This is a genomic window from Streptomyces sp. NPDC030296, from assembly GCF_055572815.1.
The window spans coordinates 23,185-38,535 of the sequence record NZ_JBVICQ010000022.1 but is presented as its reverse complement, the minus strand read 5'-3'; the positions used below and the strand labels follow the sequence as shown (position 1 = coordinate 38,535).

13 protein-coding genes and 1 tRNA gene are annotated in these 15,351 nt (G+C 72.2%); 9 read left to right on the top strand and 5 right to left on the bottom strand.

Annotated elements, in window-relative coordinates; genetic code table 11:
- The first annotated feature begins 212 nt into the window (after positions 1-212).
- On the top strand, positions 213-803 hold the full coding sequence (locus tag ACZ4Z3_RS38715; RefSeq protein WP_468505446.1) for a GNAT family N-acetyltransferase: 591 nt from the start codon (positions 213-215) through the stop codon (positions 801-803).
- Between the two features lie 52 nt (positions 804-855).
- On the opposite strand, the gene ACZ4Z3_RS38710 is transcribed toward ACZ4Z3_RS38715, so the two are convergent.
- Complete coding sequence (locus tag ACZ4Z3_RS38710) at positions 856-2,328, bottom strand: M1 family metallopeptidase (protein WP_468505445.1); 1,473 nt, start codon at positions 2,326-2,328, stop codon at positions 856-858.
- A gap of 38 nt (positions 2,329-2,366) precedes the next feature.
- Between ACZ4Z3_RS38710 and ACZ4Z3_RS38705 the strand changes: the two genes are divergently transcribed.
- Positions 2,367-2,867: a hypothetical protein gene (locus ACZ4Z3_RS38705; protein ID WP_468505444.1), complete on the top strand. Its 501-nt coding sequence runs from the start codon at positions 2,367-2,369 to the stop codon at positions 2,865-2,867.
- A 39-nt stretch (positions 2,868-2,906) separates the two neighbouring features.
- On the opposite strand, the gene ACZ4Z3_RS38700 is transcribed toward ACZ4Z3_RS38705, so the two are convergent.
- Positions 2,907-3,575: a pentapeptide repeat-containing protein gene (locus ACZ4Z3_RS38700; RefSeq protein ID WP_468505443.1), complete on the bottom strand. Its 669-nt coding sequence runs from the start codon at positions 3,573-3,575 to the stop codon at positions 2,907-2,909.
- A gap of 149 nt (positions 3,576-3,724) precedes the next feature.
- Between ACZ4Z3_RS38700 and ACZ4Z3_RS38695 the strand changes: the two genes are divergently transcribed.
- Positions 3,725-4,927: an FAD-dependent oxidoreductase gene (locus ACZ4Z3_RS38695; protein WP_468505442.1), complete on the top strand. Its 1,203-nt coding sequence runs from the start codon at positions 3,725-3,727 to the stop codon at positions 4,925-4,927.
- Positions 4,928-4,978: 51 nt separating this feature from the next.
- Positions 4,979-5,950: a zinc-binding dehydrogenase gene (locus ACZ4Z3_RS38690; RefSeq protein WP_468505441.1), complete on the top strand. Its 972-nt coding sequence runs from the start codon at positions 4,979-4,981 to the stop codon at positions 5,948-5,950.
- 294 nt (positions 5,951-6,244) lie between these two features.
- Here ACZ4Z3_RS38690 and ACZ4Z3_RS38685 read toward each other — a convergent pair whose 3' ends face one another.
- The gene (locus ACZ4Z3_RS38685) at positions 6,245-7,657 is read right to left on the bottom strand and encodes an NAD(P)/FAD-dependent oxidoreductase (protein WP_468505440.1); all 1,413 of its coding nucleotides are present in this window, start codon (positions 7,655-7,657) and stop codon (positions 6,245-6,247) included.
- Between the two features lie 334 nt (positions 7,658-7,991).
- Between ACZ4Z3_RS38685 and ACZ4Z3_RS38680 the strand changes: the two genes are divergently transcribed.
- Positions 7,992-8,870 carry an aminoglycoside phosphotransferase family protein gene (locus ACZ4Z3_RS38680; RefSeq protein ID WP_468505439.1) on the top strand — a complete coding sequence of 293 codons (879 nt, stop codon included), beginning with the start codon at positions 7,992-7,994 and terminating at the stop codon, positions 8,868-8,870.
- 307 nt (positions 8,871-9,177) lie between these two features.
- Positions 9,178-10,248, top strand: a complete 1,071-nt coding sequence (locus tag ACZ4Z3_RS38675; protein ID WP_468505438.1) for a glycoside hydrolase family 5 protein — start codon at positions 9,178-9,180, stop codon at positions 10,246-10,248.
- Positions 10,249-10,346: 98 nt separating this feature from the next.
- On the opposite strand, the gene ACZ4Z3_RS38670 is transcribed toward ACZ4Z3_RS38675, so the two are convergent.
- Positions 10,347-10,420, bottom strand: a tRNA-Thr gene (locus ACZ4Z3_RS38670).
- A 232-nt stretch (positions 10,421-10,652) separates the two neighbouring features.
- Here ACZ4Z3_RS38670 and ACZ4Z3_RS38665 point away from each other — a divergent pair.
- The 3 genes from ACZ4Z3_RS38665 to ACZ4Z3_RS38655 all read left to right on the top strand — a co-directional run bounded on the left by ACZ4Z3_RS38665 (position 10,653) and on the right by ACZ4Z3_RS38655 (position 13,380).
- Entirely contained in the window at positions 10,653-11,789 is a 1,137-nt protein-coding gene (locus ACZ4Z3_RS38665) for an ABC transporter ATP-binding protein (protein WP_468505437.1), read from the top strand.
- A gap of 230 nt (positions 11,790-12,019) precedes the next feature.
- Positions 12,020-12,484, top strand: a complete 465-nt coding sequence (locus tag ACZ4Z3_RS38660) for a hypothetical protein (RefSeq protein ID WP_468505436.1) — start codon at positions 12,020-12,022, stop codon at positions 12,482-12,484.
- 164 nt (positions 12,485-12,648) lie between these two features.
- Positions 12,649-13,380, top strand: a complete 732-nt coding sequence (locus tag ACZ4Z3_RS38655; RefSeq protein WP_055712729.1) for a nucleotidyltransferase family protein — start codon at positions 12,649-12,651, stop codon at positions 13,378-13,380.
- A gap of 180 nt (positions 13,381-13,560) precedes the next feature.
- Here the strand turns inward: ACZ4Z3_RS38655 and ACZ4Z3_RS38650 are convergent, their stop codons facing one another.
- Complete coding sequence (locus ACZ4Z3_RS38650) at positions 13,561-15,273, bottom strand: DoxX family protein (protein WP_468505435.1); 1,713 nt, start codon at positions 15,271-15,273, stop codon at positions 13,561-13,563.
- Positions 15,274-15,351 lie beyond the last annotated feature (78 nt).

Here is a 15,351-nt window from a genome sequence, read left to right as displayed (position 1 = left end):
GGGCCTTCGGCGTCACACCCGCCAGTCCCCCGCGTACTGGATGTGCAGCCGGCCGGGGACGCCGCGCCGGGCGCGGGTGCCCGGCCAGAGGCCCGAGCCGAGCTCGACGCACGCACTGTAGGCGGCCGTGAGCTGGGGGTCTCCGCATTTACCGGTGCTCGGCGGCTCCACGGCGCGGGGCGATGTCGGACCTCGTCGATACCGTGCGGGGCATGTTGCTGCTCGAGACCCTCCGCACCGCCGAGGACGGGACCGTCCCCGGCCCCCTCCTCGCCGAACTCACCGCCCTGCACGCCTCCAACCGAGCCTTCTACACCCTCAGCGGCGACTTCCCGGACCCCGACGACATCCGCCCCGAGCAGGTGAACGCCGCCCTGGCCCTGGAGTTGGCCAACCCGGACGTGGAGATCCTCCTCGCCCGCGACGCCGCCCCCGACAGCGCGGGCCACAGCGACGGCACCCCTCCCCTCGTCGGCGTCGTCATCACCCTCGCGCACCACCCCGACCCCGCCGACCCCGACCCGTGGATCGGACTCCTGCTCATCGACGCTGCAGCGCAACGGCGGGGTCACGGACGCCGGTTGGCGGCGCTCGTCGAGACACGGCTGCGACAGGCCGGCCGAACCGCCGTACGCCTCGCCGCACTCGACAACAACCCCGGCGCCCTCGCCTTCTGGACCTCCCTCGGCTACGAGATCATCGCCCACCGGGCCGACCGCCAACGGGGCCGGCCCTGCACGGTCCTGCGCAAGCCCCTCGACCCCGAGGGCCCCGCGCCACTCGCCCAGCCCGTGTCCCGGTGAAGTCACGCCCGGCCCCGCTCAAGCCCCCGGCGCCCGGCCGTCGGCCCCGGCCTCACGCCTTCTTCGGCTTGCCCTCCCCGTACAGCCACTCCTCCCAGATCGGCTTCAGGTCGGCGTCCGGCGCCGTCTTCTCCGCGTGTTCCTCGGCGTACGCGGTGAAGTCCGCCGTACTCGCGTTGCCGTGACGGCGGGCTGTGGCCCAGCCCTTGAGCAGGTCGAAGAAGGCGTCGTCGCCGATGGCCTGGCGGATCTTGTGCAGGACCATGGCGGCGCGCTCGTAGACCGGGCTGTCGGAGATGTGCTCGGCGCTCGGCGGCTCCGCGGGCGGGAACGCCCAGACCCCCTCGTCGGCCTCGGCGGTGTCGAAGTAGTCGCCCTCGTGGAGCGCGTCGAAGTTCTCCTGGGCGCTGTCGCCCCCGTGGTCCTCCTGCCACAGCCACTCCGCGTACGTGGCGAAGCCCTCGTTGAGCCACATGTCCCGCCAGCTCTTGGGCGTGACGGAGTTGCCGTACCACTGGTGGGCCAGCTCATGGACGAGCAGGCCGGTGTCGGGGGCACCGGGGACGACCGGGCGGTTCTGGGTCTCCAGCGCGTACTCCACGTCCTCCTCCCGCTCGACGATCGCGCCGGTGGAGGAGAAGGGGTACGGGCCGAAGTTGATCTCCGCCCAGTCGATAATGTCCGGGATGTCGTCGAGGGCCTCGCGGCCGCCCTCGGCCTCCTCGGGGTCCACGGCTATGTACACCGGCGGCTTCTTCTCGCCGACCGTGGGGCGCCGGATCTCGTACGCGCCGATCGCGAGCGCGGCGAGATAGCTCGCCATCGGCTCGGCCGAGCGCCACGCGAACGTCGTACGGCCGCCCTTCGTCGACTCGCCGCGCAACTCCCCGTTGGAGACGACCTGGAGACGCTGCGGGACGGTGACGGTGAGGTCGTACGTCGCCTTGTCCGAGGGGTGGTGGTTGCCGGGGAACCAGGCCATCGAGCCCGTCGGTTCGCCGAGCGCGAGCGCCCCGTCGGCGGTCGGCAGCCAGCCCTCGTGGGAGCCGTCCGGGTCGGTGATCGTCCGCGGCTCGCCCGAGTAGCGCACCGTCGTACGGAACGTCCGCCCCTTCTCCAGCGCGTGCGCCGGCCGGACGATCAGCTCCTGGCCCTTCCGTTTCCACCGGGCCTCGGCGCCGTCGACGGTCACGGACTCGACGTCCATGCCCTTCAGGTCCAGGTCGAACGCGCTGAGGTCCTGCTTGGCCCGGGCCGTGACGACGGCCTTCCCTTCGACATGGTCCTCGTGGTCGTGGTCGTCCCGGTCCTTGCCCCGCTCGATGTCTACGTCGAGGGTCAGGGCGTAGTGCGTGACGTCGTAACCGCCGTTGCCGAGCTTCGGGAAGTACGGGTCCCCGAGGCCTGCCGCGCCGCGCGTGCCGCCGGTGCCGGATCCCGCCCCCTCGTCCGTGCAGGAGGTGAGGGTGAACGTCAGGGCTGCGGCTAGCAGCGCGGTGGGGACAGCCGGTACGGATCGGGACACGTCCAAGATCCTATGGGGGACATGACACCATCGCCTACGTGCTCGACATCGGCTACGCCCTCTCCAACCGCTTCCCGGACCCACCGCAGACGGACTACCGCCGCGCCGACGTCTACGCGCTGCGGCACGACCTCTTCTGCGGTGACGTCTACCTCGCCGACACCAAGGAGGACCGGGAGCTGTCCACAGCCTGGGGATGGGTGCCGGTGCTGGACTTCGCGTGGGCGCTGTGCGACATCGTCGAGCAGCTGGACCGGGACCCCGCGGGCTCCCGCGCCTCCCGGCCGCAGCACGCGGAGCTGGACTTCACCGAGTCGACCGACCGCATGCTCTTCGAGCGCCGCTTCGGCTGGGTGGACATCGAGTCCGACTGGATGCCGGCCGAGGAACCCCCGCTCACCTTCTCCCACGCCGACCTCCGCAGAGAGGCGCGGGACTTCCTGCACGACCTCGTCGCCGACCTGTGCGACCTGCACGAGGACCTCGCCGACAACCCGGCGATCTGGACCCTCCAGGCCCGCTTCCCCCGGCTCGGCTGAGCCCCGCAGAGCCGCACGGCCCGGGTCGGCCGGGGCCCCTCACCCCTCCACTCTGATCCCCATCTCCCCCGCCAGCACCGGCGCCAGATCCATCAGCTGCGCCGCGCTGATCACCGCCCCCGACAGCCGCTCCACGCCACGGGCGATCTCCACCGAGGCGGCCCCACGCAGGTCGACGTCCTTCAGGGTCGCCCCGCTCAGATCGGCGCCCCTCACCGCGCATCCGGCGAACTCGACCCGCTCCAGCCGCGCGCCCCCGAAGTCCGGCTCCACGAGGACGCAGTCCTCGAAGACGACATCCTTGAGCCGCGCGTCACGCAGATTCAGATAGTCGATCTTGCCGCCGCGGATCAGCACCCGCTCCAGCACCGCCCCGTGCAGCTGCACGCCGCCGAGCCGCGCGTCCACCAGCTCCACGTCACGGAGGGTGGCCTCGGCGAGGTCGGTGCCGACTCCCCGTATGCCGGTGAGGACGGAGTCCAGCAGCCGGGCCCGGTGCAGCCGCGTCTCGTCCAGCGCGCAGCCCGTGAGCGCGCAGTCCATGAACCGGGCGCCCCCGCCGTCCTGCCCGGCCAGGTCCCGCTCGCGGAACTCCAGCCCGTCGTAGTCCCCGTCCGGCTCCAGCCCTCCGCCCTCGTACGCCTCCAGCGCGGGCAACCGCACCTCCGGTCGCCGCGCCCCCTTCACCACCGACTTCGCCCGCACCATGCCCTCATCCTGCACCCCACCACTGACAACGCCCCTGACCTGCGACGACCTTGCCCGAAGCGGGTCACCCCGGCCGCCCATGTCACATTCCGGTCCCTCTCCCCGTCGTACGCGCAGACAGCCGGCACCGACGCGAGGGAGCCCGAACCATGCAGCGCACGCCCACCCACCTGACCGTCATCGGCGGCGGCTTCGCCGGCCTCACCGCGGCGATCACCGCCGCCGAGTCGGGCGCCCGGGTCACCGTGTACGAGGCGCACCACACGCTCGGCGGCCGGGCCCGGACCGCGGAGGGCCCGTACCGGACGAACGAGGGACCGCACGCGCTCTACAACGGCGGCCCCCACTGGACCTGGCTGAGCCGCCGCGACCTGATCGGTCCGCTCGCGCCGCTCCCGGCGCTGGAGGCGTCCCGGCTACGGCTGCACCACAAGGGCGTCCTCCGCCGCACCCCGCCGTTCGGGATGCTGAAGCTGCTGCGCCCGCGCCGGACCGGCGGCCGCGCCCCGGTCGACGTCGACTTCCTCACCTGGGCGACCGAACAGGCGGGCGAGGAGGCCGCGCGGGCCGCCGCCCACTACGCGGCGGTGGCGCTGTTCCACCACGACCCGGGCGCCCTGTCCGCCGCGTTCGTGCAGGAACGGCTGCGCCGGGCCACGAAGCTGCCCCCGGAGGCGCACTACCCGCGCGGCGGCTGGGCGAGCGTCATCGACCGGATGGCGGCCCGCGCCTGGAACCTCGGTGTGCGCATGGAGACCCTCAGCCGGGTCGACGGCCTGGACGACGTACGCGGCCTCCGCCCCGGCCCGGTGATCGTCGCCACCTCCCTGGACGCCGCCCGCCGTCTGCTGCGCGACGACTCGCTGACCTGGCCCAGCGGCCGTACCGCGCTGCTCGACCTCGCCCTGCGGACGCGCCGGGGCGACGCGTTCGCGGTCTCCGACCTGGACGCGCCCGGCTGGATCGAGCGTTTCACCGCGCAGGACCGCACGCTCGCTCCGGCCGGTGAGCAGTTGCTCCAGGGCCAGTTCCCGATCGCGCCGCACGAGTCGCGCGCGGACGGGGTGGCCCGCGGCGAGCACCTGCTGGACCTGGGGTTCCCGGGCTGGCGCGACCGGGTCACCTGGCGGCGCGAGGCGACCTCGAACGGCCGTACGGGCGCGGTCGATCTGCCCGGCACCAGCTGGCGCGACCGGCCGGCCGTGGACCGGGGCGACGGCGTGTACCTCGCGGGCGACCAGGTCGCGGCGCCGGGCGTGCTGTCGGAGGTGTCGTTCAACAGCGCCCTCGCGGCTGTCTCGCTCGCCCTCGGCCGGCGCCGACGGAACTCCCTTGACCTCAAGCATGCTTGAGGTTGAAGGCTGGCGTCACACGCGAAGCGCAGACCCAAGGGGGAGCCCTCCATGCACGCGATCCGCCTGCACGCCTTCGGCCCGGCCGAGAACCTCACCCACGAGATGACCGAGGACCCCGAGCCCGGCCCCGGCCAGGTCCGCATAGCCGTCGCCGCCGCCGGCGTCCACCTGCTCGACACGGCCCTGCGCGAGGGACAGCAGGGGCCGGGACCCGCGCCGCGGCTGCCCACGATCCCCGGCCGAGAGGTGGCCGGGGTCGTCGAGTCCCTCGGGGAGGGCACCCCGGCGTCCTGGCTCGGCAAGCGCGTCACCGCCCACCTCGGCTGGGCACCCGGCGGCTACGCCGAGCTGGCCGTCACGGAGGCCGAACGGCTGCACGAGATCCCGGAGAACCTCGACTTCGCCGAGGCCGTCGCGATGATCGGCACGGGCCGTACGACGATGGGCATCCTCCTCTTCGCCGACCTCGGCCCCGAGGACGTGGTCCTGGTCCCGGCCGCCGCCGGCGGTATCGGCACCCTGCTCGTGCAGGCCGCCAGGAACGCGGGCGCCACGGTCATCGGCCTCGCCGGCGGCCCCGCGAAGACGGCCCGGGTCGCGGCGAACGGCGCCGACCTCGCCCTCGACTACACGGACCCCGCCTGGCCGGAGCGGGCCGCCGCGTACCGGGGGAAGGTCACGGTCGTCTTCGACGGCGTGGGCGGCGAAGTGGCCCGTGAGTCGGTCGCGTTCCTCGCGCCCGGCGGCAAGCACCTCGTCTTCGGCTGGTCCGCGGACGGCATCAGGGGCGGCGGACCGTATGTCGTCGAAGGCGTCACCCAGTCGGTCCTCGGCGAGGAGATGCGGCGCCGGGCGGGCGGCCCCGACCCGATCCGCACCCTCGAACTCCGCGCCCTGGCGGAAGCCGCCGCCGGACGCCTCACCCCGGCCGTCCACCGCTTCCCCCTCGCCGAGGCGGCCGCGGCCCACCGCGCCCTGGAGAACCGGGGCACGACCGGCAAGGTGGTCCTGGAGCCGTGACGACGAGCACCGACCACAGCCACCGCCCGACCCCGCGAACCGTTCCTGAAGACCGAACGGGAGTGGGTCCTGTTGCCGGCACTCATGCTCAGCCGGACGCCCCGAACGGTGTCGGGTGTCCTGGTCGCCCGCTTTCGCTCCACGTCCGGCGCGCACGGATCGTGTCCGTGGTCCGGGAACGCGGGGCGGGGTCCCTCACGCCCCGGGACGCCCTCGCCGCGACGACGATCACGGCGAAAGCCCCGCGCCACGCCTCCGCCTGACCGGGCCGGCCGGGGACGCCCCCGGCCCGCCTCAGTGCCGCCCCGCCACCCGGTCCGCCCAGCGCGCCAGCCGTGACGACTGAGCGCGCGGCGAGGCCGCCTCCCGCCGGTCGGCGGCGCGGTACGTGGCGTACATCCCCTGCACGCCCGCCCAACGCAACGGCTCCGGCTCCCACTTGCGCACCCGGTGGTTCACCCACGGCAGCGAGGTCAGCTCCGTCTCCCCGCCCTGCCCCGAGTCCCGCTGGACGAGGTCGCGCAGGGTGCGGGCGGCGAGGTTGGCGGTGGCCACGCCGGAGCCGACGTAGCCGCCGGCCCAGCCGAGCCCCGTCGACCGGTCGAGGGTGACCGTGGCGCACCAGTCGCGCGGCACCCCGAGCACACCGGACCAGGCGTGGGCGACCCTCACCCCGGTCAGCGACGGGAAGAAGCCGACGAGGATCTCGTGCAGCGCCTCGATCGTCGTCGGCTGCGTACGCCCGTCGTTGTCGGTCCGGGACCCGAAGCGGTACGGCACCCCGCGTCCGCCGAGCGCGATCCGGTCGTCGTCGGTGCGCTGGGCGTACATGTACGCGTGAGCCATGTCGCCGAGCGTCTCCCGTCCGTCCCAGCCGATCGACGCCCACTGCTCGGCGGTCAGCGGCTCGGTGGCGATCATCGACGAGTTCATGGGCAGCCAGGTCCGCCTCTGGCCCTTGAGGTTGGCCGTGAACCCCTCCGTGCAGCGCAACACATAGGGCGCCCGGACCGTGCCGTACGGCGTGACCGCGCGCCGGGGCCGGATCTCGGTGACCGGCGTCAGCTCGTGCACGGTCACCCCGAGCCCCTCGACGACGTCCGCCAGCCCCGTCACCAGCCGCACCGGGTTCAGCCGCGCCCCGTGCGGCGTCCACGTAGACCCGACGGCACCGGCGACTGGGATCCGCTCGGCGGTCTCCCGGGCCCCGTACAGCTCCCGGTCGCGCTCCCCGTACGCCACCTCGTGCTCGTGGAACGCCTTGAGCCGCGCCAACTGGGCCGGAGTACGGGCCACTTCGAGGACGCCGCCCCGATGGATCCCGGTGTCCACGCCCTCGTCCGCCGTGACCCGCACCACTTCGGCGACCGTGTCGTTCATGGCCCGCTGCAGCCGCACGGCGGCCTCCCGCCCGTGCAGCCGCGCGTACCGGTCGCGCCCGGCGATCCCGTTGTACAGCCAGCCGCCGTTCCGCCCGGACGCCCCGTACCCGCAGAACCGCTGCTCCAGGACGACGATCCGCAGCGTGGGCGCGGCCTTCTTCAGGTAGTACGCCGTCCACAGTCCGGTGTACCCGCCACCGACGATCACGACGTCGGCGGTCGCGTCCCCGGTGAGCGGCTCCCTGGGCACGGGGATGCCGGCCTGCGCGTACCAGAAGGAGATTCCGCCGTTGACGGTGGAGGCGGTCGCGTCCGTGCTGCTCATGGCCGGACGCTAACCGTTCCTGTGGACTGAGCGTGAGTGTGCCCGCTCAGCCGCACGCCCCGAACGGTCTTGGGCGCTCCCCCACTGCCTTAAGGGCGTGGGAGGTAACCCCAGGTCCCCGGCGTTCTCGCCCCGGGGCGGCGACACGCATCCTGTGCGTGGTCCGGGCCCGGGCGGCCGGCTCCCTGCGCGACCTGGCCATCCAGGTACGGCCAGAGGCGACAGGGCAGCCCTGCCGACATGCCTTGTCTCCTTCGGATTCCGTCGTTGCGGACCCCTCGGAGGACCGGAAATTCAAGGGATTCCGCGAAGCCGTACGCGTAGGGTCGCCCGCATGATCGATGTCCCCGAGGCACTGGCCGAGACTCAGGGAGAGATCAACGGAGCGGCGGGCCGTCGGTTCGTCGCCGGGCTCCCCCAGCTGACCGCCGAGTTCCTGGACCGCTGGGGGCTGCGCCTCGACGGGACCCCCATGCACGGCATGTGCGCCCTGGTCGTCCCCGTGGTCGACACGGCCGACGGCACCCCGGCCGTCCTCAAGCTGCAGATCCTCGACGAGGAGAGCGAGGGCGAGCCGGTAGCCCTGCGCGTCTGGGACGGCGACGGGGCCGTACGGCTCCTGCGGTACGACGACGACACGGGCACCATGCTCCTCGAACGCCTCGACCCGGCCCGGATGCTGTCCCACGAGCCGGACTCCCGCGAGGCCGTCCTGGTCATCGCCCGTCTGCTGGCCCACCTGACGGCGACGCCCGCCCCCGAGGGCCTGCGGCGCCTGTCCGACATCGGGGCGGGCATGCTGGAGCGGACCCCGGCGGTGCTGGCCCGGATCGGGGACCCCAGGGACCGCCGGCTGATCGCCGACTGCGCCGCCGCCCTGCGCGAGGTGCTCGACGAGCCCGGCGACCGGCTTCTCCACTGGGACCTGCACTTCGACAACGTCCTGGCCGCCGACCGCGCCCCCTGGCTCGCCATCGACCCCAAGCCCCTCGCCGGCGACCCCGGCTTCGACCTCTGGCCCGCCCTCGACAACCGCTTCGACCCCGCCGAGGTCCGCTGGCGTTTCGACGCGATGACCGACGTCCTGGGCCTGGATCGCCGCCGGGCCGGAGCCTGGACGCTCGCCCGCGTCCTCCAGAACGCCCTGTGGGACATCGAGGAGGGCCGCGCCCTCCAGCCGGACGACCTGGAGATCGCCCGCCGGCTGCGCTGAACGCCCCGCCGGAGCGCGCGCGGGGCGACGACCCGGCCTTGGGCGGGACCGGCCGCCCCGGTTGGTCCGGTCGCACCTCTTGCAAAGGTCCGGACCAACCGCTACTCATATCTGTTAGGAAGGTTTCCTTCTAGTTGACCGGTAATACCGGCACCACTGGCACGACCGGCACCACTGGCACGACCGGCACCACCCGCATGCACGACCGACACCACCCGCATGCACGACCGGCACCACTCGCATGCACGACCGGCACCACTGGCACGAAGCACCCCTCCGTCGATCCCTCGACCGCCAGGAGCCCCCCATGAGACCGGCACGATCCGTCCTGCTCACCGCCGCGCTCCTCCTGCTCGGCCTCGTCCTCACCCCCGCGTCGGCACAGGCCACGCACCCCCCGTCCGACTCCCCCCGGCCCGACGCCGTCCGGGCCGCCCCGACCGCCGTCACCCCCGTGGCCGCGAACGGACAGCTGAAGGTCTGCGGCACCAAGCTCTGCAACGCACGAGGAAAAACTATCCAGCTGCGCGGTATGAGCACCCACGGCCTGCAGTGGTACAGCCAGTGCGTCACGAGCGGTTCCCTGAACGCGCTCGCCACGGACTGGAAGGCCGACGTCCTGCGCATCTCGATGTACATCCAGGAGGACGGCTACGAGACCGACCCGCGCCGCTTCACCGACCTGGTCCACTCGGTCATAGAACAGGCCACGGCCCGCGGCATGTACGCCATCGTCGACTGGCACATGCTCGACCCCGGTGACCCGCACCACAACCTGGCCCGCGCCAAGACCTTCTTCTCCGAGATAGCCCAGCGCCACCGCGACAAGAACAACCTGCTGTACGAGATAGCCAACGAGCCCAGCGGCGTGAGCTGGTCCCGTATCAAGAGCTACGCCGAACAGCTCATCCCCGTCATCCGGGCCAAGGACCCCGACACCCCGATCCTCGTCGGCACCCGCGCCTGGTCCTCACTCGGCGTCTCGGAGGGCGCGAACGAGTCCGAGGTGATCAACAACCCGGTGAACGCGTCCAACATCATGTACACGTTCCACTTCTACGCGTACTCGCACCGGGACGAGTACCTCCGGACCCTCTCCCGCGCGGCCGACCGCATCCCCGTCTTCGTCACCGAGTTCGGCACCCAGAACTACGCCGGCGAGGGCGCGAACGACTTCGCCATGTCGCAGCGCTACCTCGATCTCCTCGCGGCCAAGAAGATCAGCTGGGTCAACTGGAACTTCTCCGACGACGAGCGCACCGGCGCGGTCTACAAGCCGGGCACCTGCGACGCCAACGGCCCCTGGACCGGCACGGCCTCCCTCAAGCCGGCGGGCACCTGGATCCGCGACCGCGTCAGGACCCCGGACGACTTCTGACCACGACTCCCGACAAGGACACGCCCCCCGGCCGACCCCTGTCGAAGAACGACAAGACCCCGGGTCGACGATCACCTGACCCGGGGTCTCTCTCCCAGAGCCCCCTGTCGGATTCGAACCGACGACCTACGCATTACAAGTGCGTTGCTCTGGCCAGCTGAGCTAAGGAGGCGTGGCCCCGCGCGGGGGCGCCCGTGCAGTGTACCCACGTCATGGGGCGGTTCCGTCGAAAATTTCCGCGAAGTTCACAGGGGTCGAGGTACTGACAGACGAGGTGAACGGCAGGTACCGTCCTGAGCCAGTCCCTCGCATGGACTACACCACCGCGGAACCGTCCCCGGTGGCTCACCACCTTTACTCGGATCGTCCGGCACGTTCCTGCCGGTGAAGGGGGTCTACGACCCATGGCCACTGTCACGTTCGACAAGGCGACCCGGATCTACCCGGGTTCCACCAAGCCCGCCGTCGACCAGCTCGACATCGCGATCGAGGACGGCGAGTTCCTCGTCCTCGTCGGACCGTCCGGTTGCGGCAAGTCCACCTCCCTCCGCATGCTCGCGGGCCTGGAGGACGTCAACGGCGGAGCCATCCGCATCGGCGACCGCGACGTCACGCACCTGCCGCCGAAGGACCGGGACATCGCCATGGTGTTCCAGAACTACGCGCTCTACCCGCACATGACCGTCGCCGACAACATGGGCTTCGCGCTCAAGATCGCCGGCGTCAACAAGGCGGAGATCCGGCAGAAGGTCGAGGAGGCCGCGAAGATCCTCGACCTCACCGAGTACCTGGACCGCAAGCCGAAGGCCCTCTCCGGTGGTCAGCGCCAGCGTGTCGCCATGGGTCGCGCCATCGTGCGTGAGCCCCAGGTGTTCCTCATGGACGAGCCGCTGTCGAACCTCGACGCCAAGCTCCGCGTCTCGACCCGTACGCAGATCGCGTCGCTCCAGCGCCGCCTCGGCATCACCACCGTCTACGTCACCCACGACCAGGTCGAGGCCATGACGATGGGCGACCGCGTGGCGGTCCTCAAGGACGGTCTGCTCCAGCAGGTCGACACCCCGCGCAACATGTACGACCGCCCCGCCAACCTCTTCGTCGCCGGCTTCATCGGCTCCCCGGCCATGAACCTGGTCGAGGTCCCGATCACCGACGGCGGTGTGAAGTTCGGCAACAGCGTCGTCCCGGTCAACCGTGACGCCCTGAAGGCCGCCGCCGACAGGGGCGACCGCACCGTCACCGTCGGTGTCCGCCCCGAGCACTTCGACGTGGTCGAGTACAACGGCGCCGCCGCCTCCGCCCTGTCGAAGGACTCCGAGGACGCCCCGGCCGGCCTCGCGGTCTCCGTCAACGTCGTGGAGGAGCTCGGCGCCGACGGCTACGTCTACGGCACCGCCGAGGTCGGCGGCGAGACCAAGGACCTCGTGGTCCGTGTCAACGGCCGCCAGGTCCCCGAGAAGGGCTCCCAGCTGCACGTCGTGCCGCGTCCGGGCGAGACCCACGTGTTCTCGACCTCCACGGGCGAGCGCCTCACCGACTGACCCGGACACGACGTCCGCGAAACCACCGGCCCGGGATAAATCACCCAGGTTGACGAAGAGGGCCCCGCAGCCAGCCCGTGGGGCCCTCTTCCATGCCCCCAACTACCCCGACAATCCCGCCCAATTCGATTCCTGTGCGTCAACGCGGCGCCCAAGAACCGGCGCTGCGGCGTCCCCCAAACTGGTGACCCAAGGTCTCCGTATCACTACGCTGCGCTACCCTCACTCACGTGAAGCACACCCACACCTACACCCAACGGACGCGTCGCGGCCCTGGCCCCGCCCGCCGGATCGGCCGCTCCCTCGCCCTCGTCCTGCCCGTCGTCCTGGTGCTCTCCGGCACGCTCGCGGTCACCAGCGTCAACTGGTCGGGGGCCGACTCCTCCGAGTCGATCCTCGCCGCGTCGGACGTCTCCGCACAGCGGACGTCCCCCCGCGCCAAGGCCCGCGCCCCGCACGAACTGCTGCGCGACAAGCTCCTCGTGGAGCTCCAGGAGCAGAACCCCGGCGTCGCCCTCACCCACCTCCAGCAGGCCGTCAACGGCCGCCCCTCGCTGGCGAAGCACTGCACGTCCATCGCCCGCGCCCTCGGCCGCGCCGCCGTCCGCGCGTACGGCCCCACCCGGGCCCAGTCGTACGCCCGCCCCGTCTGCGACACCTCCTTCGCGACCGGAGTCGCAGCACTGCACGGCTGAGGCCCGCCAAGGGTTCACAAGAACACTGAGGGCCCCGCGAGGGCCAGCAGAAACACGGAGGGCCTCGCAGGACGCCCAGGGCGCTCGCACCCCCACTCCCCTCCCCCGATACCGATCACCCAGGGCCGTGCTCCCGCGAACGGGGCGCCACGTACAGTTCGGGCATGACCGATCCGAACGCCGCGTCGCGCCCCGTTCAAGCCGTGGTCCTGGCAGGTGGCCAGGGCTCCCGGCTGCGCCCGTACACCGATGACCGGCCGAAGCCCATGGTCGAGATTCCCGGCACGGGCACCCCGATCATCGGCCATCAGCTCACCTGGCTCGCCGAGGAGGGCGTCACCGACGTCGTAGTCTCCTGCGGTCATCTCGCCGACGTCCTGCAGAACTGGCTGGACTCGGCCGACCTGCCCGTCCGCGTCACCACGGTCGTCGAGACGGAACCCCTGGGTCGCGGCGGGGGCCTCAAGTACGCCGCCGCGCATCTGCCCCACCCCGACCGGCCCTGGTACGCCACCAACGGCGACATCTGGACCCGCTTCTCGCTGCGCGACATGGCGGACTTCCACACCGAGCGCGACGCCGTCGCCACACTCGCCCTCGCCCGCCCCCGCATCCCCTGGGGCGCCGTCAAGACCGACGGCTTCGGCCGCGTCACCGACTTCATCGAGGCCCCGCCGACGACGTACGAGATCAACGCCGGCGTCTATGTCTTCTCCCCCGAGTTCGCCGGCCTCCTCCCGGAGCGCGGCGACCACGAACGCACCACCTTCCCCCGCCTCGCCCGCGAACGCCGCCTGGCCGGCTTCCCGATCCCCCAGGGCGCCTACTGGCGGGCGATCGACACGGCGAAGGACCTGACGGAAGCAGCAAGGGAACTGGCAACCCTGGGCCGCTAGAGCACCATCAAAGCGGGTCTCACACCCAGAGGGGCGCGGGGAACTGCGCGAGCGACCACAACGGAGGCGCGCCCGCCGACGTACGCGCACCCCGAGCTCGCAGGCGAAGCGAACGCACAGAACGGGCCCCACAGGACATCCCTGTGGGGCCCGTCTCACCGCCTCGAAAGGCGAAAGAACCTACCCGAGCAACCCTCCGACCAACCCCGGCTGCCCACCGGAGGAGCTCCCTCCGGAACTTCCGGTGGAGCCACCCGACCCCCCGGTCGTCCCACCGGAGGCACCCCCGCCACCGCTGGACGTCGGCCCCGCCGTCGTCGGCGCCTGCTCGACCGGGGCGGACTGCTGCGGCGGCGCCTGCCCCGCCGTCCCCTGCGTCTGGCTGGGCTGCCCGGTGGCCGCGCCCGCGTCCCGCGTCGCGTCCGGCGTCGTGGTGACCCCCTGCGTGGGGCTCGCCGACGTCGCTCCGGCGGTGGGCGAGTTGGACGCGGAGGGGCTGCGCCGCTCCTTGCGGCCCTTGCCGGCCTCATCGGGAAGCGGCGACCCGGGCAGCTCGTTGCGCGGAGCCTCGCCGGGCCCGGGCACGACGATCCGGTCGGCGTCCCGCACCGCTCCGCCGAGCAACGACCCGACCAGCAGTGTGAGACCGACGACGATCGTGGCGACGAGGGCACCCCGGCGCAGCACGTACCGCCGCAGCTCCCAGATGTCGGCGCGCGGCCCGAGCGTGCGCCAGGCACCGCCCGCGAGCCGCCCGTCGACCGAGTACACCGGCGCACCCGCGATGACCAGCGGGGACCAGGCGGCGAGGTAGATGATGTCGGGCGTCTCGTAGACGGGGACGGTCTTCCAGCTGACGGTCACCAGCAGCGCGGCCGACAGCAGTACCCCGAACGCGGCGGCGACCCGCTGCCACAGCCCGAAGATCGTGAGAACACCGACGACGACCTGGGCGAACGCGATGACGAGACCGGAGCCGACCGGGTGTTCCAGCGCGAACTGCCGCAGTGGCTCGGCGACCTCCCACGGGTGCAGCGTGTTCAGCCACTTCACCATGGAGCCGCGCTTGCCGCCGTCGAAGTAGTGCGGGTCGCAGAGCTTGCCCATGCCCGCGTAGACGGAGATGAAGCCGAGGAAGACGCGCAGCGGCAGCAGCACCACGCCCAGGTTCATCCGCCGGCCGGGGTAATAGCCCTGCCGCACCGGCTCGTTGGCGGCGCGGCGCCGCGTCCGCTCGCCCTCCGGATCCCCGTCGTCGTACGTGTCGGCGAAACGGTCGTCGGCGAAGCGGTCTTCGGGGAAACGGTCGTCGGCGTGGTCGTCCCGTCCCGCGTACCCCGGCTCGTCGTACGCGCTGCCGACCTGGCGCATGGCGGGCAGCAGCCGGGTGCCGTCGGGGGCGGCGTGGTCGCCGTGGGTGCGCTGGCTGCCGACGATGGGCGTCTCGATCGTCTCCACCGTCAAGTCGGCGTCGTAGCGGCCGCTTTCGACGCCGTATCCGCCGGTGTCGGTCTCCGTGACGCCGAGGCGCGGGATGACCTGGGTGGCGCCGGCCTCCCTGACGGCCTGGAGGAGACGGTGGGCCCCCGTGTCGTCCGGCGCGGACTTCCCGCTCCAGACGACCGGGCGCCGACGCCCGGCGGCGGGCGCGCCGGCGCGCATCACCGTGCCCACGACGGGCATGCGCGCGGTGTCCTCGGCGGCGCTCAGATGCCGTGCGATCCGCGGGGACGCCCGCGTGGAGGCGCCCAACTGCACGCGGAAACTCACGTGGTTGACGATGACCTGCGCCGGATCGCTCGGCACCTTCACCATGCTCAGCGCGGGAGCGTCGTCGTATCCCGACGAACGGTCCCCCGGGGGTGTGCGGGGTGTTCTGGTGTCCACACTCATCTAACCGAGTGACGTGTCGTTAGGACACTGCTTTGACCGCGCCGATCTGTCCGGACCGCGTCAAGGTGATCGTGAACA

Bases quoted from the DNA above. Each gene is read 5' to 3' on its own strand.
- ACZ4Z3_RS38715 (WP_468505446.1), top strand. From the start codon at position 213: ATGTTGCTGCTCGAGACCCTCCGCACCGCCGAGGACGGGACCGTCCCC.
- ACZ4Z3_RS38700 (WP_468505443.1), bottom strand. From the start codon at position 3,575: ATGGTGCGGGCGAAGTCGGTGGTGAAGGGGGCGCGGCGACCGGAGGTG.
- ACZ4Z3_RS38695 (WP_468505442.1), top strand. From the start codon at position 3,725: ATGCAGCGCACGCCCACCCACCTGACCGTCATCGGCGGCGGCTTCGCC.
- ACZ4Z3_RS38690 (WP_468505441.1), top strand. From the start codon at position 4,979: ATGCACGCGATCCGCCTGCACGCCTTCGGCCCGGCCGAGAACCTCACC.
- ACZ4Z3_RS38685 (WP_468505440.1), bottom strand. From the start codon at position 7,657: ATGAGCAGCACGGACGCGACCGCCTCCACCGTCAACGGCGGAATCTCC.
- ACZ4Z3_RS38680 (WP_468505439.1), top strand. From the start codon at position 7,992: ATGATCGATGTCCCCGAGGCACTGGCCGAGACTCAGGGAGAGATCAAC.
- ACZ4Z3_RS38675 (WP_468505438.1), top strand. From the start codon at position 9,178: ATGAGACCGGCACGATCCGTCCTGCTCACCGCCGCGCTCCTCCTGCTC.
- ACZ4Z3_RS38665 (WP_468505437.1), top strand. From the start codon at position 10,653: ATGGCCACTGTCACGTTCGACAAGGCGACCCGGATCTACCCGGGTTCC.
- ACZ4Z3_RS38655 (WP_055712729.1), top strand. From the start codon at position 12,649: ATGACCGATCCGAACGCCGCGTCGCGCCCCGTTCAAGCCGTGGTCCTG.
- ACZ4Z3_RS38650 (WP_468505435.1), bottom strand. From the start codon at position 15,273: ATGAGTGTGGACACCAGAACACCCCGCACACCCCCGGGGGACCGTTCG.